Source organism: Shewanella oneidensis MR-1 (assembly GCF_000146165.2).
In the GTDB taxonomy this organism is placed as follows: Bacteria; Pseudomonadota; Gammaproteobacteria; order Enterobacterales; family Shewanellaceae; genus Shewanella; species Shewanella oneidensis.
Map to the genome: position 1 here is coordinate 2,538,015 of NC_004347.2, position 24,268 is coordinate 2,562,282.

At 46.9% G+C, this 24,268-nt stretch carries 19 protein-coding genes and 1 riboswitch; of the genes, 4 read left to right on the forward strand and 15 right to left on the reverse strand.

The annotated features are described in order from the left end of the window. Nucleotides 1-175: 175 nt before the first annotated feature. The 6 genes from ruvB to SO_RS11160 all read right to left on the reverse strand — a co-directional run bounded on the left by ruvB (nt 176) and on the right by SO_RS11160 (nt 8,326). Nucleotides 176-1,180, reverse strand: a complete 1,005-nt coding sequence (ruvB, locus tag SO_RS11135; RefSeq protein ID WP_011072404.1) for a Holliday junction branch migration DNA helicase RuvB — start codon at nt 1,178-1,180, stop codon at nt 176-178. Nucleotides 1,181-1,265: 85 nt separating this feature from the next. Beyond that, nucleotides 1,266-1,883 carry a Holliday junction branch migration protein RuvA gene (ruvA, locus tag SO_RS11140; RefSeq protein WP_011072405.1) on the reverse strand — a complete coding sequence of 206 codons (618 nt, stop codon included), beginning with the start codon at nt 1,881-1,883 and terminating at the stop codon, nt 1,266-1,268. Beyond that, on the reverse strand, nt 1,880-2,401 hold the full coding sequence (ruvC, locus tag SO_RS11145; RefSeq protein WP_011072406.1) for a crossover junction endodeoxyribonuclease RuvC: 522 nt from the start codon (nt 2,399-2,401) through the stop codon (nt 1,880-1,882). The genes ruvA and ruvC overlap by 4 nt, the downstream gene beginning before the upstream one ends. Nucleotides 2,402-2,589: 188 nt before the next feature. Beyond that, nucleotides 2,590-3,336: a YebC/PmpR family DNA-binding transcriptional regulator gene (locus SO_RS11150; protein ID WP_011072407.1), complete on the reverse strand. Its 747-nt coding sequence runs from the start codon at nt 3,334-3,336 to the stop codon at nt 2,590-2,592. A gap of 216 nt (nt 3,337-3,552) precedes the next feature. Next, nucleotides 3,553-5,328 carry an aspartate--tRNA ligase gene (gene aspS / locus SO_RS11155; RefSeq protein ID WP_011072408.1) on the reverse strand — a complete coding sequence of 592 codons (1,776 nt, stop codon included), beginning with the start codon at nt 5,326-5,328 and terminating at the stop codon, nt 3,553-3,555. A 184-nt stretch (nt 5,329-5,512) separates the two neighbouring features. After that, nucleotides 5,513-8,326, reverse strand: a complete 2,814-nt coding sequence (locus SO_RS11160; RefSeq protein ID WP_011072409.1) for a diguanylate cyclase domain-containing protein — start codon at nt 8,324-8,326, stop codon at nt 5,513-5,515. Nucleotides 8,327-8,476: 150 nt separating this feature from the next. On the opposite strand from SO_RS11160, the gene cmoA reads away from it, so the two are divergent. The 4 genes from cmoA to SO_RS11180 all read left to right on the forward strand — a co-directional run bounded on the left by cmoA (nt 8,477) and on the right by SO_RS11180 (nt 13,294). Continuing rightward, nucleotides 8,477-9,208, forward strand: coding sequence for a carboxy-S-adenosyl-L-methionine synthase CmoA (gene cmoA, locus SO_RS11165; protein WP_011072410.1), 732 nt, complete (start codon nt 8,477-8,479; stop codon nt 9,206-9,208). Then, nucleotides 9,205-10,197, forward strand: a complete 993-nt coding sequence (gene cmoB / locus SO_RS11170; protein ID WP_011072411.1) for a tRNA 5-methoxyuridine(34)/uridine 5-oxyacetic acid(34) synthase CmoB — start codon at nt 9,205-9,207, stop codon at nt 10,195-10,197. Before cmoA ends, cmoB begins: the two co-directional genes overlap by 4 nt. Nucleotides 10,198-10,266: 69 nt before the next feature. Further along, on the forward strand, nt 10,267-12,156 hold the full coding sequence (locus tag SO_RS11175) for a M3 family metallopeptidase (protein WP_011072412.1): 1,890 nt from the start codon (nt 10,267-10,269) through the stop codon (nt 12,154-12,156). A gap of 229 nt (nt 12,157-12,385) precedes the next feature. After that, nucleotides 12,386-13,294, forward strand: coding sequence for a LysR family transcriptional regulator (locus tag SO_RS11180; protein WP_011072413.1), 909 nt, complete (start codon nt 12,386-12,388; stop codon nt 13,292-13,294). A gap of 135 nt (nt 13,295-13,429) precedes the next feature. Here the strand turns inward: SO_RS11180 and SO_RS11185 are convergent, their stop codons facing one another. From SO_RS11185 to SO_RS11225, 9 genes are all read right to left on the reverse strand, one after another. Next, nucleotides 13,430-15,580 carry a putative metalloprotease CJM1_0395 family protein gene (locus tag SO_RS11185; RefSeq protein ID WP_011072414.1) on the reverse strand — a complete coding sequence of 717 codons (2,151 nt, stop codon included), beginning with the start codon at nt 15,578-15,580 and terminating at the stop codon, nt 13,430-13,432. A 2-nt stretch (nt 15,581-15,582) separates the two neighbouring features. Beyond that, on the reverse strand, nt 15,583-15,846 hold the full coding sequence (locus SO_RS11190; RefSeq protein WP_011072415.1) for a chemotaxis protein: 264 nt from the start codon (nt 15,844-15,846) through the stop codon (nt 15,583-15,585). A gap of 111 nt (nt 15,847-15,957) precedes the next feature. Continuing rightward, nucleotides 15,958-17,085, reverse strand: a complete 1,128-nt coding sequence (gene thiH, locus SO_RS11195) for a 2-iminoacetate synthase ThiH (RefSeq protein WP_011072416.1) — start codon at nt 17,083-17,085, stop codon at nt 15,958-15,960. Then, nucleotides 17,082-17,846 carry a thiazole synthase gene (locus tag SO_RS11200; RefSeq protein ID WP_011072417.1) on the reverse strand — a complete coding sequence of 255 codons (765 nt, stop codon included), beginning with the start codon at nt 17,844-17,846 and terminating at the stop codon, nt 17,082-17,084. Before SO_RS11200 ends, thiH begins: the two co-directional genes overlap by 4 nt. 1 nt (nt 17,847) lies before the next feature. After that, nucleotides 17,848-18,051 (reverse strand): sulfur carrier protein ThiS, encoded by a 204-nt coding sequence (thiS, locus tag SO_RS11205; protein ID WP_011072418.1) that lies wholly within the window; start codon nt 18,049-18,051, stop codon nt 17,848-17,850. Continuing rightward, complete coding sequence (locus tag SO_RS11210; RefSeq protein WP_011072419.1) at nt 18,048-18,950, reverse strand: HesA/MoeB/ThiF family protein; 903 nt, start codon at nt 18,948-18,950, stop codon at nt 18,048-18,050. Before SO_RS11210 ends, thiS begins: the two co-directional genes overlap by 4 nt. After that, a complete protein-coding gene (gene thiE, locus SO_RS11215; protein ID WP_011072420.1) occupies nt 18,947-20,524 on the reverse strand; it encodes a thiamine phosphate synthase in 1,578 nt (525 codons plus the stop codon). Before thiE ends, SO_RS11210 begins: the two co-directional genes overlap by 4 nt. A 2-nt stretch (nt 20,525-20,526) precedes the next feature. Then, nucleotides 20,527-22,692 (reverse strand): phosphomethylpyrimidine synthase ThiC, encoded by a 2,166-nt coding sequence (thiC, locus tag SO_RS11220; protein WP_011072421.1) that lies wholly within the window; start codon nt 22,690-22,692, stop codon nt 20,527-20,529. 161 nt (nt 22,693-22,853) lie between these two features. Then, nucleotides 22,854-22,952, reverse strand: a riboswitch (TPP riboswitch). A gap of 175 nt (nt 22,953-23,127) precedes the next feature. After that, nucleotides 23,128-24,195: a hypothetical protein gene (locus SO_RS11225; RefSeq protein ID WP_011072422.1), complete on the reverse strand. Its 1,068-nt coding sequence runs from the start codon at nt 24,193-24,195 to the stop codon at nt 23,128-23,130. Between the last annotated feature and the right edge of the window lie 73 nt (nt 24,196-24,268).

The window sequence follows — 24,268 nt, forward strand, 5'->3', positions numbered from 1 at the left end:
GATAAAGCGACTTATCATAATTTTACTGATATTCACCAGTGAAATACCCATAAACTCATATAAACAGCGCTTAGATAAGCCAATTGCTTGCCCAAAACAAAATCCAAAAAATATAAAAACAAAAAGCGGCATAGGCCGCTTTAGTATATTAAGCAACAGATAATCGGTATGAGGATCACTCTGGTTTTATCATACCAAAATGTACATATGCCCTCGCTGTGGCTATTCGACCACGGGGAGTACGTTGGATAAAACCTTGTTGAATAAGGAAAGGTTCGAGCACATCTTCAATGGTTTCACGCTCCTCACCAATTGCCGCTGCGAGGTTATCAAGACCCACTGGGCCGCCCATAAACTTATCGATAATGGCCAACAATAATTTGCGGTCCATATAATCAAAGCCTTCGCCATCAACATCAAGCAAATTGAGCGCCAGCTCAGCAACGTTTTGAGTCACCGCCCCATCGTGTTGCACTTCGGCATAATCGCGCACCCGCCTAAGTAATCGGTTTGCGATTCTGGGTGTACCGCGAGAGCGTTTGGCAATTTCCGTTGCCCCCTCACTATCAATCGCTAATCCCATCACTTGGGCAGAACGCGTCACAATGGTGCTGAGATCTTTGACATTATAAAACTCAAGTCGCAGTGGAATGCCAAAGCGTGCCCGTAAGGGAGACGTTAATGCTCCTGCGCGCGTGGTCGCGCCCACTAAGGTAAAAGGTGGTAAATCGAGCTTAATGGAACGCGCCGCCGGTCCTTCACCTATCATAATATCCAGTTGATAGTCTTCCATCGCTGGATACAGGATCTCCTCAACCACCGGACTTAACCGATGGATTTCATCGATAAAGAGCACATCACCCGCTTCGAGGTTAGTCAGCAGCGCCGCTAAATCCCCTGCTTTTTCCAGCACGGGACCCGAGGTCGATTTGATATTCACGCCCATTTCATTGGCAACAATCATCGCCAAGGTGGTTTTACCTAACCCCGGAGGGCCGTAGATCAACATATGATCTAAGGCTTCTTCGCGATTCTTCGCCGCTTGAATGAATACCTTTAATTGAGCACGAGTATCATCCTGCCCAGTGTATTCATCGAGCAATTTAGGGCGCATTGCCCTATCGATAACATCATCTTGACCTTGCAGCTGCGGCTGTATCAGTCTATCTGCTTCAATCATTTATTTTTTCCTGTTGCTGCATAGCATCATCTACGCTCAACACTGTTATGCCTGTTGTCACAGCACGCCGTGAAAAACGTCATCATTAGAGCATCGATTTTAACGCGGCCTTAATCAAAGTCTCACTGTCCATGCCTTCTTTAAAAGCAGCTGAAACCGCTTTGCTGGCCTGTGGGGGTTTGTAACCCAAAGAAATTAATGCAGAAATGGCATCCTCTTCGGCACTATTCACCACAGGAGCCGGTGAATAGTTGGATTGCAATACAAACTCACGCTCGGAGCCTACTGACGCCTCCATCAGGCTCTTGAGTTTATCGCGCATTTCCACCAACAATCGCTCGGCGGTTTTTTTACCAACACCGGGTAATTTTACCAGTGTTACTATATCATCACGCTCAACACAGCCCACAAATTCACTGGCCGTCATGCCAGAAAGAATCGTTAAGGCGAGTTTTGGACCAACACCGTTAGCCTTAATCAATAAGCGAAACAGTGAACGCTCCTGTTTGGTGATAAAACCGTAGAGCAGCTGGGCATCTTCACGCACCACAAAATGGGTATAAACCGTGGTCGGTTGATTGAGCTCTGGGAGTTCATAAAAGCTGGTCAGCGGCATTTGCAATTCGTAACCGACCCCGTTTACATCAATCAACACCTCTGGCGCTTGTTTTTCAATTAATACGCCACGTAAACGACCTATCATCTGTACCGTCCATATGTTCTTGTTGTCGCTCGGCCGCTTAAGGCAACCAAACTTTGATTGGTGTGATAATGACATACTGCAACGCCAAGCGCATCCGCGGCGTCTGCCTGTGGTGCGGCTGGGAGCTTTAGCAATTGCTGGATCATGTGTTGTACTTGCTCTTTTTTAGCACGCCCAGTCCCGACTACAGCACTTTTTATCTGGGTGGCGCTGTATTCTGCGACAGGTAAGTTTGCCACTGTTGCAGCGACAATGGCTGCGCCACGGGCTTGACCCAATTTCAAGGCTGAGTCGGCATTTTTAGCCAAAAACACCCGCTCAATGGCAAACTCATCGGGTTGATATTGGCGAATAATTTCACTTATACCATCAAAGATTTGCTTTAATTTTAACGGCAAATCATCACCCGAGGTACGAATGCAGCCGCTACCTAAATAAAGTTGCTGCCGCCCTTGGCATTGGATAACGCCGTAACCTGTGATCCGCGATCCCGGGTCAACACCTAAAATAATTGCCATTGTTTCCTTATGCGTGCGCCTTACGTCAATCGGTCGATTCGTATCTTTATATGCTTTCAGCCAAATCATGACTGATGAAAGAACCATTCAAGAACAACTCAAAACCTGCTCGAGTTCATTCAATCAAAAGAGACACTTTGTCTTACCAAGCATCTAGCTTGCAAACACTTGTGCCTCCTCAAGTCGGATTAACCCAAGCTTTCCATAATCTCATCGGAAATTTCCGCATTATGATACACCTCTTGCACATCATCGTGCTCTTCGAGGGTATCGATAAGGCGCATAAACTTCTCCGCAGTCTCGGCATCTAGCTCCGCTTTAGTCGAGGCGATCATTGCGATTTCAGCGTTATCACTGACAAACCCTGCGGCATCGAGGGCATCTTTCACCTCGTAAAACGCGGTTGGTTCAGTAAATACATCAATCGCGCCATCATCGTAACTCACCACATCTTCAGCGCCCGCTTCGAGCGCCGCATCCATCAAGGCATCTTCATCAGTGCCCGGTGCATAGGACAACACTCCGCGTTTAGTGAACAAATAGGCAACCGAACCATCGGTACCTAAGTTACCGCCAGATTTGCTAAAGGCATTACGTACGCCGCTGACGGTACGGTTACGGTTATCGGTCATGGTTTCCACCATCACCGCGGTGCCGCCCGGGCCATAGCCTTCGTAAATAATGGTTTCGAGTTGTTGCCCTTCAAGCTCGCCAGCACCGCGCTTAATCGCGCGCTCAATGGTATCGCGGGTCATATTGCCACCCAGCGCCTTATCGATAGCGATACGCAAGCGTGGATTTGAATCGGGATCGGAGCCACCTTCACGGGCAGAAACTGTTAATTCACGGATAAATTTAGTGAAAAGTTTACCGCGCTTGGCATCTTGTGCTGCTTTGCGGTGTTTAATATTGGCCCACTTACTATGACCTGCCATGGGAGAACTCCTCTACACATAGCCATTGCACATCTTATCAATAGCCTAAGGTAACGTTGACGGCGCCTCCAATAATGCTCCTTTATTCAATGTTCCTTTACACAGTGAATGACGGAAAATTAAGTGACGTCGATAATGCAGATATTGATAAGAAATGAAATGACGGGATAAAAATAGACCGAGGCTTGCGCCTCGGTACTCGATAATCGCTAAGGATTAGTCTTCAGTCTTCGCAGTTTTTACCACTGCAATGCCTAATTCTGCTAATTGTTGTGGGTTAGCAAAACCTGGGGCATTGGTTAACGGACATGCAGCTGTGGTAGTTTTCGGGAACGCCATCACATCACGGATTGAGCTTGCGCCCGTCATCAACATGATGATGCGGTCTAAACCAAAGGCTAAACCTGCATGTGGCGGTGTACCATAACGCAGCGCTTCGAGTAAGAAGCCGAATTTTTCCTTCGCTTCTTCATCGGTAATGCCCAGAATGCGGAATACCGCAGATTGCATTTCTTGGTTGTGGATACGTACCGAACCACCGCCTAATTCGCAGCCGTTTAATACCATGTCGTAGGCATCTGAGACGCGGTTAGCAGGATTGGCTTCTAGCTCTTGAGGTGTCACGCCACGCGGCGCAGTAAATGGATGGTGAACCGCGTGGAAGCTACCGTTGATCTTCTCAAACATCGGGAAGTCAACCACCCATAGTGGACGCCATTGACCTTCAAGCAGATTAAAGTCTTCACCCGCTTTAAGACGCAGTGCGCCCATCGATTCAGCAACCACTGTCGCCTGATCTGCACCAAACAGGATAATATCGCCAGTTTGTGCGCCAGTGCGGTTGATGATTTCGTTAACAATGTTCTCATTCAAGAACTTAAGCACAGGTGATTGAATGCCTTCTAAGCCTTGAGTCAGATCGTTAAGCTTCATCCACGCTAAGCCCTTGGCGCCGTAGATGCCAACAAACTTAGTATAATCGTCGATTTGCTTACGAGACAGGCTTGCACCGCCAGGAATACGCAGCGCCGCAACACGACCTTCTTCGTCATTGGCTGGACCTGAGAATACCGCAAATTCAACGTCTTTGAGTAAATCGGCAACGTCCACCAGCTCTAATGGGTTACGTAAATCGGGCTTGTCTGAACCAAAACGACGCATGGCTTCGTTGTAGGTCATACGCGGGAACTCGCCTAAATCAACGTTCAGCATCTCAAGGAACAGACCACGCATCATTTCTTCGGTCTTATTCATCACTTGCTCAGACGTCATAAATGAGGTTTCGATATCGATTTGGGTGAATTCTGGCTGACGATCAGCACGTAAGTCTTCGTCACGGAAGCACTTTACGATTTGATAGTAACGATCAAAACCTGACATCATCAGCAGCTGTTTGAATAGCTGTGGCGATTGTGGCAGGGCAAAAAATTGACCTTTGTAAGTACGACTCGGCACTAAATAGTCACGGGCACCTTCTGGGGTTGCCTTGGTCAGGATCGGCGTTTCTATATCTAAGAAACCGTTTGAGTCGAGGAAACGACGCACTGCACTGGTCACTTTCGCGCGGAACATTAAGCGCTGCGCCATTTCTGGGCGACGTAAATCTAAATAACGATATTTTAAACGCTGCTCTTCACTGTTGTTTTGATAGTTATCCAAGCTCAGCGGCAACGGCTCTGAACTGTTGATAATAGTCAGTGCTTTACCTAACACTTCAATTTCGCCAGTTTTCATTTGCGCGTTAACTTGGCTATCAGGACGGGCACGAACCACACCTTTTACCTGCACACAAAACTCAGCGCGCAGTGTGCTAGCCACATTGAACACCTCTGGTAAATCTGGATCATAAACCACTTGGACCAGACCTTCTCTGTCTCTTAAATCTAAAAAGACAACGCCACCCAAATCACGGCTACGATTAACCCAACCTACCAAGGTAACTTCTTGTCCAACGTGAGACTTATTGACGTCTCCACAATAATGACTGCGCATCTAACTCTATCCTTTATCCGGAAACCGGTGCTTTGGAAATAATCAAAACGAGATAAAAGCGGCATTATAGTCAAATAATGCCGATTACCAAAGTACTTCACTTTTAGGCGGTGAAGTATCAAACAGTTTTACGCCCTTGACTAGAGGCGAACGCACTATCTGCGCATAAACGTTCAAAAAAACATCAAGCCACGCGGTAGCAACGCCCGCCCACGGTTTTGGCTTGATACATTAATTGATCCGCTTTTTTTAATAATTCGATCGCCGTATCACCATCGCGGGGATAAATCACCACGCCGATGCTCACAGCAATTTCTACCGTTACGCCTTCAATAGTGAAGGGAGACGAAAGTGAGTGCAGAATATTATCAGCAACTTGGGTCGCAGCATCGAGATCTTGCACACGATTTAGCAGGATAACGAATTCATCGCCACCAAATCGTGCCACCGTATCAGAATGGCGAATAGCTTGCGTCAGTAATCCCGCCACGCGTAAAAGCAAGGCATCACCTATTGGGTGCCCATGTTGATCATTAACTTGTTTAAATCCATCTAAATCAATGAACAGCAGTGCAAAATGGCTCTGATCGCGTCGATGGGATAATAATGCCTGCGATAATCTATCATCGAGTAAGCCTCGATTAGGTAACTGAGTTAATACATCATGGCTCGCAACGTGTTGCAAACGTTTTTCAGCGGCAATACGGCGAGTTATCTCACGTTTTAAACGACGATTAACCACTAACACCACGACCATGAACAAAGATAATCCAAGTGCCCCAAACAATAAATAACGGATCCAACGCAAGTACTGTCCATCGTCGGTGGCAATAGTAAAGCTGACCCAATGGGAATAAATTTGTTGCTGTTTTTGCTGGTCGATCTGCGCTAATACTCGGTTGATTAATGGTGCCAACGAGCTAAATTGCGGATTCAAACCAAAATGACTGTGCTGATCAGCTAAATCACTTAATAATGACATTTTAAGTAAAGAATATTGGCCCGTTTTTAACTCGGAAGCTAAGGTCACAACCTTATCAATAAACACATCAGCTTTGCCTTCAGTCACCGCTAAAAGCCCTGATTGCGTGTTGGGTACCAGCACCAGCTTAAGCGAAGGCTGAAGCGTCATCAGTTGAGTAACAAGATGATAGCCTTCAACCACAGCCACTCTTTGCCCCGCCAATTGTGCCAGATTAAAGACAGAGACTTGCTCAAGCTGTGATACCACCCCCCAAGGCGATGGCCAATAGGGATCACTAAACACAATATGCCGTTGCCTATCAGCGGTTTGGGCAATACTGCCCGCAAGTGCAATGTCCCCAGCTCGCAATGCACCAATAAGCGACTGCCAATCATCAAAGGCAATGGGCTGAATCTTAAGGCCTAGTTGCTCAGAAAGCATATTGATAATATCGCTATTAATCCCGGCAAATTGACCTTGTTCATTGGTAAACTCCATCGGCAACCACTGCTTAAGATAACCCAGCTTTATCCTTTCTATACTGGCAAGATACTCTTGCTCACTGGCTGAAAGTTGGATGCCGTGTAATCCGGCTTGGTTGAAGATCCTGTCTTTAGGATTAAGCATCCATTTTTGCTCAACATCAGCAAATTCCTGCATGCTAATGCTGCGAAATCCGTTAGTTATCCGCTGAGTCAACCCAGGGTCATCACTTCGAGTTAATACATAAATCTCTGTGGGAAACTCCAGTTCAGGATATTGATGAAAATCGGCCCATGCTTTGTTCTGCAGTAAATAATGGGAAGTCCAAGCCCCCGCAGCCACAAAGCCGATGATCTCACCCGCTCTTGCTGCCGCGACCATGGCATCCATATTGTCGTAGTAACGAAATGCCACATCAGGCAGAGCTTTACGCAGCGACACTAAATAAGGTGCCGTCGGCACAACACCGATACGCTTGCCCTTCAAACTCAGTAAGTCAGTTAATTGCTGCTGATATAAAAACAGCCGACTCTTCACCGTATAGAGTTGCCAAGCGCGAGTTAATCCGGTTTTCATGTCGTCACTTTCGGGATAACCAATGTGGGCATCGGCTAAACCTTGGCGTACATCGTTAACTGTGCCGTTCATATCTCCCGAAATAAAATTAATATCAATGCCCGTTTTCGCTGACCATAGTCGCCAAAGATCCACATAAAAACCATGGGGTAAACCATCAACACCTAAATCAACAAAGGGCTCAACTCCCAGTTGCATAGCTACCACAATGCCCGGTTTTTGCCCATTAAAACCTAACCAGCGTCGCTCAGTTTGTTGAATAAATTTTGGATCAAAACCATTAAATCCCGCCTTAATTTTATTCAGTAATTCGGTATTACCTTTCATTACCGCCGGAACAAATTGCATGGCTTTGATAGGGATGCGAATATTGAGGGGGTAATTTACCGCTATCGTTTGGTTAGAAGCGGGATCGCGCAGATAACCATCAAGCCCTGCAAACACGACCGTCTCACCTGCTGCGACACCCGCAAGCAGCGTTTCACGGCTTTGGTAGTATTTAAACACCAACCCAGGTTCGAGGCGGCGCAGTTCGGCTTCATGGGAAGATCCGGACACAATCCCTACTTGGTAGGGGATCAGTTCTTTGATATTTTTTTTGCCTTGCAAGGATTTATGCAGATATAAATAGGTGCTGACGTTGGCAATAGCGTCAGCAAAATCAAAACGCTGCTCGCGCTCAGGCGTTTTGCCCATCCCAATATGCACTTGCGCTTTTCCCTGCTGCAATTGCGCAAGGGATTCATTCCAGTGCCGCGCAACAAAGACGAGTGGTGTATGGGTGCGTTTGCCCCACTCCTTCCAAAGATCGACTAATAACCCAGTTGCTTCGCCATCGTTATCCACAAATTGATAGGGAAAGCTGTCTTCTCCCATCACCACAATAAGCGATTCAGTCTGTCCCTGACTGGCGTTAACTGTGCTATTCGAGAGAACACAACACAGGATCACAATTAGCTGGAGCACTAACTTCAATTGAGGTCCCTAGTACCTGATGTACAATGTAAACGCTTTGTTATTTGTTGCATATTAGACAGAAATTTCTGGCAAATTACTAGCCCGAGACTTGCTGCTAGTCAACGGGATTCGTTAAAATGCGGGGTTGAATTTTCGAGACATTCCCAAATGAACGCTTCCCAAGATACGATCTACGCTCAAGTGAGCGAACACATTAGCGATTTCCAGTTTGATAGCCGTGTTGCTGGTGTCTTTAGTGACATGATCCGCCGCTCAGTGCCTGGTTACACACAAATCATCAATACCATAGGCGATTTTGCGGATCGTTTTGTAAAACCTAATACTCAGGTTTACGACTTAGGATGCTCTTTAGGGGCTGCCACATTAAGCATTCGTCGCCAGATCCAAGGCCGAGACTGTCGAATTGTTGCCGTAGACAATAGTGAATCTATGGTGATCCGCTGCCAAGAAAACCTCAACGCCTATGTCAGTGATACTGAGGTTGAGCTTATCTGCGGCGATATTCGCGATATTCATATTGAAAACGCCTCCTTAGTGGTGCTCAACTTTACGCTACAATTTTTACCACCTGAGGACAGAGATGCACTAATCGCCAAGATTTATCAAGGCTTAAATCCCGGTGGGCTCTTAGTGTTGTCGGAGAAAATCCGCTTTGATGACGCTCCCATTCAAAGTGTACTTGAAGAACTGCATCTGGACTTTAAACGCGCCAATGGTTACAGCGAGCTGGAAATCAGTCAAAAACGCAGCGCGCTAGAAAATGTCATGAAACCAGACACGTTAAGTACCCACCAGCAGCGCTTAACCCACCAAGGGTTTAGCCACTTTAGTACCTGGTTCCAATGTTTTAATTTTGCCTCTATGGTGGCCATCAAGTGATTAATTTCAGTTCCTTTTATCAACAAATCGCCGATTCCAATTTACAGCATTGGCTTGAAACCTTGCCAGCTATCCTTGGCAAATGGCAAAGAGAACATAAACACGGCAACTTACCCAAATGGGAAAAAGTGCTTAATAAACTGCACTATCCTAGTCCTGACAGTGTCGATTTGGTTGATAGTGTCACTATAGGCACAGGCGAACAACTTACGCCCGGTGAAAAGGAAAAACTCGAGAATTTACTGCGACTCTTTATGCCTTGGCGTAAAGGTCCATTCCATATTCACGGCATTCATATCGATACCGAATGGCGCAGTGATTGGAAATGGGATCGGGTTAAACCGCATATTTCACCACTACAGAATCGCACTGTGCTCGATGTGGGTTGCGGTAGCGGCTATCACATGTGGCGTATGTTAGGTGCCGGTGCTAAGCGTGTTGTAGGTATCGACCCTTCCCCACTGTTTTTATGCCAATTTGAAGCAGTAAAACGCTTAAGTGGTGAAAATCATCCTGTACACCTGTTACCACTTGGCATTGAAGAGCTGCCCCCATTAGATGCCTTTGATACCGTATTCTCCATGGGCGTCTTGTATCACAGACGTTCACCCATTGATCATCTGTTGCAATTACGCGATCAGTTACGCATGGGTGGAGAATTAGTGCTAGAGACATTAGTCATTGATGGTGATGAAAACGCGGTACTCGTCCCGCAAGATAGATATGGCAAAATGAATAACGTTTGGTTTATTCCATCCGTCGCGGCACTGATGCTCTGGCTTAAAAAGTGTGATTTCACCGATATACGTTGTGTCGATACCGATGTCACCGCCCTTGCTGAGCAGCGCCGAACCGATTGGATGCCAAATGAATCACTGGTTGAATATCTTGACCCTAAAGATATCACGAAGACGGTTGAGGGGTATCCGGCGCCCAAACGTGCAACGATCATTGCAGTGAAAAATCAGCCCAATCAAGATTTAAGCTAGGGCATGATACACTTAGGCATGCCTTAGCCATGTCATCCCAATCAATGACAGTTGCAGAACCTCTTGCCTATGCAAAAAACGATATTAACAGCTAGCTTATTTGGCTGGTGTTTATCCTCTATCATTGGTGCAGTGTATGCTGCGCCAAGCCCTGTGCCGCTATTGGCTGAGCAATGTTTGCGTCAACCGAATATCGATTTGGCCAGTACCTACATTCACTATGCCAATGCGCATGGCTTACCCGCCTTAACGCTCTCTGATAAAGCCTTAGTGCTTGAGCAACAAACCATAGGGCTTAATAACATTAATGACAGACTCAACTACTACCGAGGTTTGTCACTCTCGGGGGAAGAGCGCCAAGGCTTACTGCAATGCCAATTACGCCTTGCCGATGTACTAAGCCACCTTATAATCCAAACAGAATATCGCCAACTTGCAGATGAGCTTACCCACGCGGCTGATAAGAATAACAATCACGATGAGCATCTGATCCAAGATCAACGCTTACTCGCAGAGCAATTAACAACGTTACTTGAGCAACATCAGTCTACCTTCGATAAAGCGAAGCTGCACACGGCGCAGGCCACCATTCGGCAAGGATTAAGCCGTCAGCAGTTTCAATTAGCGATCCAAGGGACTCAGTGCCAACTCCCGCGAGAGACCACGTCTAACAGCACAGCCAATATCGCACTTAATGCCGTTGACAATAGCGCAGATACAGCAAGCACCACTTTCTCTGACACTATCGCCAGTTACCTGCTAAAACAACCAGATCCGCAATGTCGACAAATACTGTGGCAAGCCTATCAAGGTCGTACCCGCGAGCAGAATCAACTCGCATTGGATCGTATTGCAACATTGCGCCAACAAATGGCGAGTGATGCCCACTTTGTAGATTTCGCCAGTTACAGTTTGGCTAAACAGCAACTCTATTCTCCCGCGTTGGTCAAACAGTTTCTTGACAGCCAAACCGAATCGATTCAGGTTGCACCTTGGGACATTGGCCGCAAATTATCGCAATTAGATAGTGCCGAAAATATCAGCCTTAACACCCGTGAAATGCTCGAAAGAGCCTTTAGTATCTTAGGTGAGTATGGATTGAGTGTTGAGGTAATAGACTGGCATATTGCACCAACAGTGACTCCGGCAGCATCTCAAGTGCAGCAGCAGATCATCCGCATTTACCACCAGCAGCGAATGCTTGGGGAAGTGTATCTTGCCATCGGCAATCAACACGCTAAAGCCAATCAACATACCTTAAGGCAAAGTGTGATTGGCCAGCAATTTGGCCAGCAGGCGCTCGAACTTAATCCAACGTTAAACAATTACAAAGATATCGAACGCTTTACCGACGCTTTGGCCAATGCCATTACGTCACTTGCTCGGGGAAGCCATTTTTATCTAAACAATACCTTAGGCCCAAGTCTGGATTCAAATCAGTTGCCAAGCCTTTGGCTGGGCAATGTGATACGCGAAGCACTGTTTTCGCCATTTGCCCCGCAATTTTTGAATCAAAGGGAAAGGCTTGCTAACGCCTATGGGAAACAACTTAGCGTCTTTCGCGCTAAAGTGGCTCTTAACTTTTACCAGTCCTTAAACCAGCAAAGCTATTCCGATCTAAAAGCAGAGTTTAATAAGAGTTTTGGCGCAAATTGGGAACAACCAATTGATTATCCTTATAGTTTCAATGCGATCGCCAATGAAGGTCCACTCTATTATCAATCCCTATGGCAAACGCAATTAGCTAAGCTTATCTATCAATCCACACAAGACTGTAAAAATAAACATGGGCTTTTTAATCTGCTGGTGGTCAATGAAGCTGCACTCACGCTAAGCGAGCAATTGCGTGCCAGTATTGGCGATCCCGTTGATGCGGCATCGCTTATCCAAAGGATTATCCCTGTCTCTGGAGCGCAGAATCCCACTCAGCCTTGTGTTTTTAGCGGCTTAACGCGATGACAAACATAGTCGATTTACACATACTATCGATTTACACACTCTATCGCAGCCACTTAGCGAACGTTAACCTATCACAATCTTGCATCTGCGATAATCTCGGATCCACACACTGAGATTATCGTTTTCTCAACTTAATCACCGATTTTATTGAAAAAACGATCATAACTCGCCACTATAGCTTGAAACTTATCGTTTTTTTAGAAACCTGTTGGTCAATATTAGGATCTCTATGACTCGCGCTAAATCCACCCTTGAGCAATGGCGTATTTTGCAGGCTGTCGTTGATTATGGCGGCTATGCGCAGGCGGCAGAAAAACTCAATAAGAGCCAATCGTCCCTAAACCACGCCGTGGCAAAGTTACAGCATCAACTAGGGATAGAATTACTCGAAGTCCGTGGGCGCAAAGCCTACTTAACAACGCAGGGCGAAGTATTACTGCGACGTTCTCGCCATGTCACTCAATCTGTAAATGAACTAGAGCAACTGGCTAGTAATCTTGAACAAGGCTGGGAACCCACACTCACTATTGCCCGTGAAATTGTCTATCCGATGGACAGTCTTGTGTGCGCATTGAGTGAGTTTCTGCCCCATAGCCGCGGCACCCGCATTATTATGCTCGATTCGGTGATCACTGGTACGCAGGAGCTGATCCTACAAAATAAAGCCGATATAGCGATCTGTGCGGGCATCCCACCCAAAGGTTATTTACCTGAGCCACTGTGTGAACAAGAGTTGTATCTCGTTTGCCATCCGAGCCATCCCTTAGCTGACATGGGCATCTTAGATGATGACAAACTGTTAGCACAGCATCTGCAATTAGTGATAAAAGACACCGGCGTACAATCTAACATTGATATCGGCTGGCTAAAGGCCGAGCAGCGCTGGACAGTGTCCAACTTCCATGAGGCTAAAGTCATTTTAAATCAAGGAATTGGTTTCTGTTGGATACCATCATTCCTTATTCAAGAAGAATTGGCAGCGGGTAAATTAGTCCGTTTACACCTTCAGGGCAGCCAGAAACGGCGAATTATGCTTAGCCTTATTATCCCAAACCGCGATCAGCAAGGACCCGCGTCTAAACTGCTTGCGTCCTATATTTTGAAACACCATGGAGTGAAAGCCCCAAATAAGATGTAAACGACTTTTGCTTACTCTGGATAGCTAATAATCAACGACAAAGGAGTCAAATAGGATAGTGACCCCAAATCGTTCGGAGAATTAACGTAGGCAATTAACAGGGAAAATGACTTAGAATTAACGCTAGGTGACAGATCAGACATTCACATCTAAAAAGCGTGGACGATGCAAAGCTAAGGTTTGAGCATTAAACAAACCGCGAGTGTCTAGGCTATGGAGCGACTCTAGAGTTAGCCTGCTTGATTGAACGCTATTACTCTGATTTTCTTTATCTTCTGAATAGGTTATCGCTCCGGCGACTTGAGTGTTTATTCCGCTCTGACTCACATTAACACCATCGTTATTGGTCAGATTGGCTAAAGCAACCGAGCCATAAAAACGCATCGCAGAACGGCCTGTTTGCAGTAAGTCTTGGTTATATGAAGTCGAAGCAGCTAGTAACGCAAGTGTATTAGTTGAAGACTGAGCACTGTTATCTTCAGCAGCTTGCGGCAAATCAATTGCAAGCGTGGCTGTGGGTGGCTCAATGGTATCGGTAGTATCAACTTCTGTACCATTAATAGCATCGGACGTTTTACTTGACGCAATCTGCGCCGTAATAGCTTGTTTAATCTTATCAATCACATCTGTGACTGGAGATGAAGGTTCATCTTGAGGCGCAGCGATATTGCCCTGAGCATCAACCTCACCAGTCACTTGAATTTGGCGTTCTTTTAGCGGTGGCAATCCTTCAATTTGCGCCTCCGCGCCAATCAACGTCTCAGTAGTTTGTTGATCAACAATCTGCTGCTGACGCTCCTCAGCTAACTTGGTTCTGGCCTCATTCATTTTTTTAAGCGCTTCTGCGGCCACACGAATATCCGCAGAAGAAGGATCGACTGGTGCCATTGCCGCCGCATACACTTGCTTCATCTTATTAATGGTGGCTATTGGGTCACCTGGAATAATCGACACATCAATTTGCACTTCACCGTCTGTCGCGTAGCGCTGCCCATCAGCCCCTTTCTCATATTTAAAACTTGGGCTTTGCGCGTACTGACCACCTACAGTCGCATGGGCGTGCTCATGGGCTTTCACTTCTGAATCCCTTGATTTTAATGCTTCCACTTGCGCTTTATGTTGTTCAATCGCCTTTTCTTGAGCTTGCTTAATGTGTTCCTTCGCCAACTCTTGCTCGCGGGTTTTAGTTTCCTCCTGTGATTGCTGAGCTGGCGATTGTTGAGTCTCTTTCGCAAAAATTGCGGCTAGGGCTTGTTGCTTCTGTTTTTGCTCTTGTGCGACCTTTTCTCTTTCTTGCTGGGTTTGTTCATCCTTAACTTGCTGATCTTTTGTTTGCGCCGCGGAGGTAGACTCAGTATCCGTTTGGCCATTTATTGTTTCAGATTGACCAAATATGGCATTAAATTGTTGTTTAAGATTAGATTGTTCACCGCTGTCAGGCGAAATGGTCTCAGTGGTACTACTAGAAGATGATGTACTGATTGAGCCAGTAGCATCATTCACAGTTTTAACCGTTGAATTAATACCTGTGCCTCCGCTCGCCGTCATGTCTGCCGCAAAAGGACTCATGACTGAACTCGATCCGTTATTAGTACTGGAGGTGCCTACAGCTACAGAAGGCGTAACGAATGAAGGTAAAATATCTCCCATCGAAGAGGCTGGAAATGAGTTCGTTAACCCTGTTGGGGAGCCTATGGTTGTTCCGATAGAGCTGCCAAACATAATACTGTCTGCGATTGTGCTGTTCACCCCCGCTAAAGCTGTGAGGCTCACATCCGATGCACTTAAAATTGCAGTACCTTGTGTTGATGTGGTCGGTAAGGCTGCAATTTGCCCTTCCCTCATTCCTGCAATCGACCGTGGACCCGTTAATAGATTAAAACTCGCATTGTTTGAATAGCGCTGAACAGAGGAACTTAAACTGGTATCAAATTCCATTGTCGCCGTTTGAGCGAGTCCGCTATCAGTGCTGATAGGAGAAAGACGTGGAAGTTTACCACCGTTCAATAATGGTATACTAGGCTTAACCGCGCCAGCAGGTATAGTTTGGTTTATCACAGCGCTAAGGCTGTTCAATGATGGTTCAAGTGCCCCATTCGCTTCGAGTTTGGGAGCATTGAGGCCTACAGTTTGAGCGGCAAACATCGTGACAGCTTTACCATCACCACCTTGATAAGTCTGCCCAATTTGAGGTTTAGCGCCGCTGTTCAGTTGTAAAGACTTATCCGCCCCCACAAAAGAAGAGGATGGCGCCACAACCTGAGATGACAGCGCCATAACCGACATAGTTACACCTTGATATTAATAATCGAACCTATGGTCTCAGATCCACGTTCGAGCACTTCGCTCGACGCTTCTCCTTGTCTCAATGATTCGTTTGCTGACAGTAACGCCGAGGTTTTATCGGGTTCATCTACCGCCTTAGCAGTTTCTGTCGGTGCCGCGCTTTGCGCTGGGCTAGGTTTAGCCACATCAATCGTTGCCTGCGTTAGCCCAGATTGAGCCGATTGTAAGCCTTGCAGACCGGAAGCATAAGCAGATTGAATTTGCATAAAGGGATCCCTGCATCTAGTGGACTCTCGATTAATTATTGACCAAACCTAGTGCAATGTACAGGTTTATCAGCCGTTATAACGGTTTTTTTATGCCGTTTTTAACACATTTTAAACTCGCATTTTAGGTACAATCCAAGCGGATTCCCAATCTTTAAAGACTGGATTAAAACCCTTAAGTCGCATTTGAGTAATGACCTGCTCAACAGTTCGATCATCACTGATCTCAAACTGATCGAGCTGACTGTCGGGAACTTGGTAACCGCCAGGCTGGGTTGAACTACCCGCACTCATTTGCGTTATCCCAAGTGGCAGTAAATTATCCCGAAGTGATGGCGCCTCGCGTGTCGATAAACTGATATCAAGTTGTTGATTAAAAAGTCTAAAGGTGCAGATCATTTGCACGAGTCCCAGATCGGTTAAATGTACTTTTGGTGCAATGCCTCCTGTACAAGGTCGCAATCGTGGTAACGAAATGCTAAAACGGGTGCGCCAATAGTGCCGCTCTAAATAATCAAGATGATAGCCCATCATCAACGCGTCTAACCGCCAGTCATCTAAGCCCAGTAACACACCTAGGCCTATCTTATCGACACCCGCACGGGCAACGCGATCGGGCGTGGCAAGCCGATAGGCGAAGTCCTGTTTTTTACCTCGGGTGTGATGTTTAGCATAAGTCTCGGCTTGATAGGTTTCTTGATACACCATCACCGCATCGAGTCCCTGCTCGACGAGCTTACGATAATGGCTTTCCTCAAGCGGCTGCACCTCCATGGCTAAATAACTAAACTGCTGTTTTACCAACGGTAAAACCCGCTGAAAGTAATCCATCCCGACCTTAGTTTCATGCTCACCCGACACCAGCAAGATAGAATCAAAGCCGCGGGATTTAATAATCGCTATTTCGGCGGCGAGTTCCTGTTCATTCAGTACTTTACGCTTCAGTTTATTACTCATGCTAAAGCCACAGTAATCGCATTCGTTAGCGCAAAGATTGGACAAGTACAGTGGTAAGTACAGTCCGATATTGGCCCCAAAGCGTTGCCGAGTGAGCGCCGCCGAGCGCTGCGCCATCTCTTCGATATAGGGCTCTGCTGCAGGAGACAGCAAAGCGAGCAGACTCTGTAAGTTGCCTTCTGGTTGAACTAGGGCACGTTCAACATCAGCAGCAGTGCATGAATACAACGCCAGCAATAACTTATCCCGTTCGATGCGGGCAAAATGGTCGACAAAACTCATTGCTGTAGGAATCCGGTTAGTGGGCTGGTATGCACCGCCTGAGTTTGCACTCGCCCAAGCCCCGCTTCAAAGGCGCGTCGACCACAATTCACCGCATCCCTAAAACACAATGCCATTTCAATGGGAGATGCGCTGCTGGCAATGGCAGTATTAACCAGCACAGCATCAGCACCTAACTCCATCGCATGCGCCGCATGGGATGGTGCGCCAATTCCCGCATCAATCACCACCGGCACCCTTGCTTGCTCGATAATCATCTTGATAAAAGGCTCAGTCACCAGCCCCTGATTGGTGCCAATTGGGCTTGCCAGTGGCATCACAGCTGCGCAGCCGACATCCTCTAAACGTCGGCACAGCACGGGATCGGCATGCACATAGGGCATCACAATAAAGCCGCGTTCACAGAGGATTTGGGCCGCTGTTAATGTCTCGACCGCATCGGGCATTAGATATTTTGGATCCGGATGAATTTCAAGTTTAATCCATTGTGTTCCCAGCATTTCCCGCGCCAGTTCGGCGGCGAATATCGCTTCCTTAGCATTACGCGCTCCCGAGGTATTAGGTAAGAGCCGCACGCCCGCTTGTCGAAGCGGCGTGAGCAGATCATCGGCTCCTGTTTTTAAATCAATTCTTTTCATCGAAACAGTGACAAGTTGCGATTTTGAAGCGTTTATCGCCTCAAGCATCAGTTGACTTGAGCTGAACTTGCCCGTGCCAGTGAATAATCGCGATTCAAATTCTACACCTGCAACAGTTAACATATTAACCTCCTGCGACTACGGCAAACACATCGATTTTATCCTCATGATGACAGAGGATTGATGACCATCTATGCCTTGGCACTACGGCCTCATTTAGCACTAAGGCGACTGATTGTTGACTAATATTTTGTGCTTCTAACAAGGCTTGTAAACTCAGCGGTTGTTGAAGTGTCTGGGGAACATTATTGAGATGAATTAAAATCACAACAACTCTCCTTTATGGACAGATTTGAGAACGTGGTCGGTGTTTGTATTCCAAGAAGGTGCACACACCTCGCACTCAGGATCTCGAGTCAAACGTGCTGAATGCCATTGCAGCGACTTAGCATCAAAGCGCCAAAATCGCCCGAGCAGATGCTCTGCTCCTACGGCTTGTGGTTTTGTTGAGTGCTCTAAATTTGGTACGGTGGCTGTGAGCAATAATTGTATCGCGAGCAATGCCTGCATGGAGGCCATCACGCCGACACTCGGACCTAGCACACCTTGGTTGCTGCAATTTTGTGGTGCGTAGGTATCGGCTGGAAAAACACAGTGATAACAGCCTCCTGCGGGAAATCGCTGCTGATCAACCGCAAACAATTGGCCGTTAAAGGCGGCAATAGAGGCACTTACCAGGGGTAAGGCATGCTCAATACACAGCTGATTGATACAGTGGCGCGCCGCAAGATTATCGGTGCAATCAAGCAGTAAAGCTGATTGTTGCCGATTAGCAGTAGCAACGTGCGCAAGCAAGCTCTCCGCTGAATCAAGGGTTAACATTTGCACAAAGGCAAATAATTGACAATCGGGTGCAAGCACGGCCAATTTTTGCTTAGCAACCCATGCTTTGTACTGACCAATATCAGCCTCATTAAACAGTAATTGCCGCGGTAAATTGGATAACTCTACCCTATCGTCATCAACAAGTGTGATTGAGCCAATGCCCGCACAAGCGAGATACTGCGCGGCCAGTTGCCCAAGTCCGCCACAGCCGATAATCACCACATGGCACTGTTTCAGTTGTAGCAGTCCCGCTTCACCCACTTCAGGAAGAAAAATTTGCCGTGAGTAACGAATAAAATCTTTATCATTAAGTGATGATGATTTTTGTGCGGTTGCGCTCATCGGCCCTGCTCCCATGCCCGCGTCAACTCGGCCAATGCAGCAATCGGATCATCAGCCTCAGTAATTGCGCGCACCACGGCAATATTTCTCACCCCTGTCGCGTTGACTTGGTCAAGATTCGAAGGCCCTATGCCACCAATTGCCACTAAGGGATAGTACGCTTTTAACAGTTCAACATAATGCGCTAACTTGAATAACCCTTGCGGCGCCGATGGCATTTGCTTGGTTGTCGTCGGGAAAATATGCCCAAGGGCAATGTAAGATGGCGCATGTTGATGAGCACGCAGCAGCTCAAAATAACTGTGACTTGAGATGCCCAGCGCCAACCCCGCGCCATGAATTGCGTTTAGATCTGCCATAGCGAGATCTTCTTGGCCAAGATGAACCCCAAATGCCCCGTGCTTTATCGCTAATTGCCAATGATCATTGATAAAAAGCTGAGCATCATAATGCTTGCCTAAGGCGATAGCCGTTTGAATTTGCGCTTCAAGTTCTGCTGCGGTAATTCCTGCGTCAGACTTAACCCTAAGCTGGATGGTTTTTACGCCAGCAGCCAATAATTGCTCCAGTAACAGCAGGTTATTAACCACAGGGTAAACCCCTAAATCTGTGGTAAGCCGTTTAAACGCATAAGGCTGCGGTTGTTTATCTGCGCAAACCGCCACAATTTTGGGGTACTGAAGTAGTGAATGCGGCCAGGTGGTGCGAGCCAAAGGCCCTGGGCCATGACCTAAACCCCGCGCATGGGTTAGCCCTTGATTGACATAAGCCTTAGCGACCACTATCGCATCATGCAATACAAAGCCAAAGGCCAGCACTGAGGCTATGGCCGAGGATAAAGTGCAGCCACTGCCATGATTATGAACGGTGTCGATACGATCGCTAACCAGCCAAAAATGGCCATGACTATCAAGCTCAGAGCAGCCTGCAACATCGTGGCACACCAACAGGTCCTCAGCCAGATGCGGATCAAAACGATTATCCCCGCCTTTAGCGAGCACACTACAGCCTAATTGCTCTGCTAATTGTATTGCCGCAGCGGCAAAATCAGCCTTCGTCATTTTTGACGGAATGGTTTGAGCATCAGTGAATGAAGTGAGTCTGGCTAACTCCTTCACATTGGGTGTGATTAAACTAATCAAGCCCTTAAAGCGGCTAAAATCCAGTGGCGTACTCCTATTCCCTAGTTCATCCCCACAGCTTGCTACCATTACAGGGTCGAGAATAACGGGTACATGCGGATAGTGAGTTTTAAAGTTCGCGAGCCAATCTGCAAGTAATTGCAATTGTTGCTGATCCGCAAGTAAACCAATCTTAATCGCCTGAGGCGGTAGATCGGCTAATAGGGTCGAAAGCTGCGTAAGTAGCATCGCTTCACTTACTGGCTCAACTAAATCCACCGCCACCGAGCTTTGCGCTGTTAATGTGGTGATCACGCTGCATCCATGACCGCCCAAATCATTGATGGTAGCCAAGTCGGCTTGGATCCCCGCGCCGCCACCACTGTCCGACCCCGCAATGGTCCAGACGATAGGTTTAGGCACCAAGTGGTTGAAATGCTTAGTCGGGGTCATCATCATACCTTCGCAACCTGCGTCTTAGATTGCAGCTTTGCCCCGTCCTTATGCTTGGCCAATTCATTGGCAGCATTGGCGTTGTCCAGCGGCAGATACAGCTTAGCGCCCAAGGCCGCAAACTCAGCCGACTTTTGCGCCATGGCGGCGGTTAACTCATCTTGGGTTTTGACAGCGATATAATTTAGTTCGGCATCGATATGACTTAATTCAGAATGTCCCGATTTCACTTGCTGAACGGAACCTAATGGCGCAAGTGCTCCGTCAGTCTCAGCAGCTAAGCTTTGTGCCTTTGCATCCGCTTCAAGGCTTGCTGCATAGTCACGCACATCTTGGGTGATCTTCATCGAGCAAAACTTAGGGCCACACATAGAGCAAAAATGCGCTACCTTGGCCGATTCCTGTGGCAGGGATTCATCGTGATAGGCTCGCGCAGTGTCAGGATCGAGCCCGAGGTTATATTGATCTTCCCAGCGGAATTCGAAACGCGCCTTAGACAACGCATTGTCGCGGATCTGCGCGCCCGGGTGACCTTTAGCAATATCGGCCGCATGGGCTGCAATCTTGTAGGCAATTAACCCCTGTTTGACATCTTGCTTATTGGGCAAACCTAAATGCTCTTTAGGCGTCACATAGCAGAGCATGGCGCAGCCATACCATGCGATCATCGCCGCCCCAATTCCGGAGGTGAAATGATCGTAACCCGGCGCAATATCAGTAATTTGCGGCCCTAGAGTATAAAACGGCGCCTCGGCGCAGTGGATAAGCTGCTTATCCATATTCTCTTTGATAAGCTGCATCGGGATATGCCCAGGCCCTTCGATAATGGTCTGCACATCGTATTCCCAGGCGATGTTGACCAGCTCGCCTAAGGTTTCAAGCTCAGCAAATTGCGCCTCATCATTGGCATCGGCAATGGAGCCAGGACGCATTCCGTCGCCTAATGACAGCGATACATCGTAGGCGACACATAGCTCGCAAATCTCACGAAAATGGGTATAAAGAAAGTTTTCTTGATGATGGCTCAAACACCATTTGGCCATAATCGAGCCACCGCGGGACACAATCCCCGTCACCCGTTTGGCGGTCATCGGTACATAGCGCAATAACACGCCCGCGTGGATGGTAAAGTAATCAACACCCTGCTCCGCTTGCTCAATCAAAGTATCGCGAAACACTTCCCAAGTAAGGTGCTCAGCTACACCATTGACTTTTTCAAGTGCTTGATAAATCGGTACTGTGCCAATCGGCACTGGCGAGTTGCGGATAATCCATTCGCGGGTTTCATGGATATACCGTCCCGTGGACAAGTCCATCACGGTGTCCGCGCCCCAACGGGTTGACCAGACTAACTTTTCCACTTCCTCCTCAATGGAGGACGTGACCGCAGAATTACCGATATTGGCATTCACTTTCACCAAAAAATTACGGCCAATAGTCATAGGTTCGGCTTCAGGGTGATTGATATTTAACGGAATAATGGCGCGACCACGGGCAATTTCATCACGGACAAACTCAGGGGTAATCGGTTTACCAATTACGGCACCAAAAGATTCACCTTGGCCTCGGCGGTTTAAGATTTCGTCCTGCACATCGGCAAGTGCCATATTTTCACGAATCGCCACATACTCCATTTCAGGGGTAATAATCCCTTGGCGGGCATAGTGTAGTTGACTCACACGTTTACCCGGTAAGGCGCGGCGTGGGCGAATAATCGCGCTTGAACCTGCTTCAAAACGCAAGTGATCTAGCCCGTCATCCTTCAAGCGCTGCTGGGTAAAATCTGAGGTCGTGCAATCAAGCACTTCAGTATCTTGGCGCTCAATAATCCACGGTAATCTGAGTTTAGCTAGGCCTTGGCGCACATTGATTTGGGCTGCGGGATCGGAATAAGGACCTGCGCAGTCGTACACTGGAATGGGAGGGTTTTTCTCAACGTTGGGCGCCGCCGCGCGGCCACCAATGCGCGTATCGGTTTGCAGAATTTGCCGCATCCCCACACGTAAATCCGCACGGCTTCCCTGCAAATAAAGTTTTTGCGAATTAGGATGTTGTAATGGTTTAAGCGTATCGATAAAGGCTTGGGCCTGGGCGCGCGCCACACGGCGGTTCGTTTGCCCCAGTATGTTCACGGCAATTGATTCTGAGGACGATTCTAAACTGGACATAAGCAATCTCACTTTAACAAATAAAAATGGGGTTGCTTGTCTGGAGACTTGAGTGTTGATAGCGGAATCATGCAAACCGTAAGTCGTGTTTGCTGACCCAATAACGACTAAATCGATGGGTTAATAGACGGCGAAAAGATTGCCGCTGACACGATTTAATGGAAGTTATTATGCTTGTTTCCTTCGCAGGTTTTAACCTGATCAGGTTCAACGGATCCCGAATAAACGGTCTCAGCCAAAAGGCACTCCGACAAGATGACCAAAAGTATAGGCAGAAGCAGGATGAACAAACAAGCGTAATTTTAGGATAAAAACCTAATTACCAATCAAAAATAAAGAAGTTATAACTAGCTGTATATTAAAACATTTAACGTTATTAAATTTTAAAAATCATAATTAGCATTATTTTGAGTGAAAAATTATCATCGTTATTTTTTAGCTTTTTGGCCGCTTTACCATCATTTTATTAAGCTGCGCTTGGATGGCATCGTTAATTTCTTGGTTCATTTTCTTGCCACTGCAATCGAAGGGGAAACCTAAGTTCTCGGCATAGGGATTAATTGGGGTACCGACTTTAACAATCCGATAGCAGGTATCACCTTGACGGACAATTCGATTGGGATCAAGCTCTAAATCTAAACTGGTTGGCCCACTAAAATCCTCAGCATTGGGGACAATAAGCACCTCCATATCGGGACTCATTTCAGTTAAATTCGATTTTCGGCTGTAGTTATTTGTTTGTTCAATGACCAAATTATCCAACGCTTGCTCACGCTGACGTTCAAAATAGCCTTGGGTAAATAATCCAATGCTCGCACTTGTACTTACACTTGACGTCGTTGGTTGCTCAGTCTGGGGTTGTGGCAGACTTTGAGGTTGATGAGTGGCAGCCGTTTGGCTTTGAGTTGATTTAGTCTGCGTTTTTACCAAAACCTCGGCGGGCTTTTCAGTTGAACTGAGTGCAGAAGCGTTAATGCTCTGTTTTACTTGTTTTTCTGTTGGCTTTTTCGGCTCTGTGGCGGGTAATTCAATCGTAGTGGTTGACACCACTGGCTTTGGGGAGGCTGTCATTGCTTCAGCGGCAATTATAGCTTCTGCTGCTGGTGGCTCCTCTGGCAATATTTGTGTTTGCGGCGCATAAATAAAGTAGGCTTTTAAGGCTTTGGTGTTGTTAGTCGATTCTGCCAAAGAAAAACCCAATTGACTCAACTGGCTACGCCACAAAAAAAACAATAAAAATAGTAATACACCATGTCCTAATATCACGCCAAATAATAACCAGAGATTGAATCGACTGTCACTTAAGCAAGGTTTTTCTAGTGAGATAACAGCGTTTCCCGTCTCGTGTAATTCATGCAGTTTAAGGCTAAGATCGCTATCCAAGGACGTGTTAGTCGGGATGAAAGGTATCGTCCGAAATGGCACGGTTTCATCATCTGCCGCTAAGATGGTTGTATAAAAGGCTTTGTCATTCCTTGAGGCAATAATGGGGCGAAAAGGCAAAATCCATCTCCTATCTCTTTGCAAAAACTGTACTTCACAAACTCTGAACTTAAAAAAATCCTGTATGCATAAA

Bases quoted from the DNA above. Each gene is read 5' to 3' on its own strand.
- ruvB (WP_011072404.1), bottom strand. From the start codon at position 1,180: ATGATTGAAGCAGATAGACTGATACAGCCGCAGCTGCAAGGTCAAGAT.
- ruvA (WP_011072405.1), bottom strand. From the start codon at position 1,883: ATGATAGGTCGTTTACGTGGCGTATTAATTGAAAAACAAGCGCCAGAG.
- ruvC (WP_011072406.1), bottom strand. From the start codon at position 2,401: ATGGCAATTATTTTAGGTGTTGACCCGGGATCGCGGATCACAGGTTAC.
- SO_RS11150 (WP_011072407.1), bottom strand. From the start codon at position 3,336: ATGGCAGGTCATAGTAAGTGGGCCAATATTAAACACCGCAAAGCAGCA.
- aspS (WP_011072408.1), bottom strand. From the start codon at position 5,328: ATGCGCAGTCATTATTGTGGAGACGTCAATAAGTCTCACGTTGGACAA.
- cmoA (WP_011072410.1), top strand. From the start codon at position 8,477: ATGAACGCTTCCCAAGATACGATCTACGCTCAAGTGAGCGAACACATT.
- SO_RS11175 (WP_011072412.1), top strand. From the start codon at position 10,267: ATGCAAAAAACGATATTAACAGCTAGCTTATTTGGCTGGTGTTTATCC.
- SO_RS11180 (WP_011072413.1), top strand. From the start codon at position 12,386: ATGACTCGCGCTAAATCCACCCTTGAGCAATGGCGTATTTTGCAGGCT.
- SO_RS11185 (WP_011072414.1), bottom strand. From the start codon at position 15,580: ATGTCGGTTATGGCGCTGTCATCTCAGGTTGTGGCGCCATCCTCTTCT.
- SO_RS11190 (WP_011072415.1), bottom strand. From the start codon at position 15,846: ATGCAAATTCAATCTGCTTATGCTTCCGGTCTGCAAGGCTTACAATCG.
- thiH (WP_011072416.1), bottom strand. From the start codon at position 17,085: ATGAGTTTTGTCGACCATTTTGCCCGCATCGAACGGGATAAGTTATTG.
- SO_RS11200 (WP_011072417.1), bottom strand. From the start codon at position 17,846: ATGTTAACTGTTGCAGGTGTAGAATTTGAATCGCGATTATTCACTGGC.
- SO_RS11210 (WP_011072419.1), bottom strand. From the start codon at position 18,950: ATGAGCGCAACCGCACAAAAATCATCATCACTTAATGATAAAGATTTT.
- thiE (WP_011072420.1), bottom strand. From the start codon at position 20,524: ATGACCCCGACTAAGCATTTCAACCACTTGGTGCCTAAACCTATCGTC.
- thiC (WP_011072421.1), bottom strand. From the start codon at position 22,692: ATGTCCAGTTTAGAATCGTCCTCAGAATCAATTGCCGTGAACATACTG.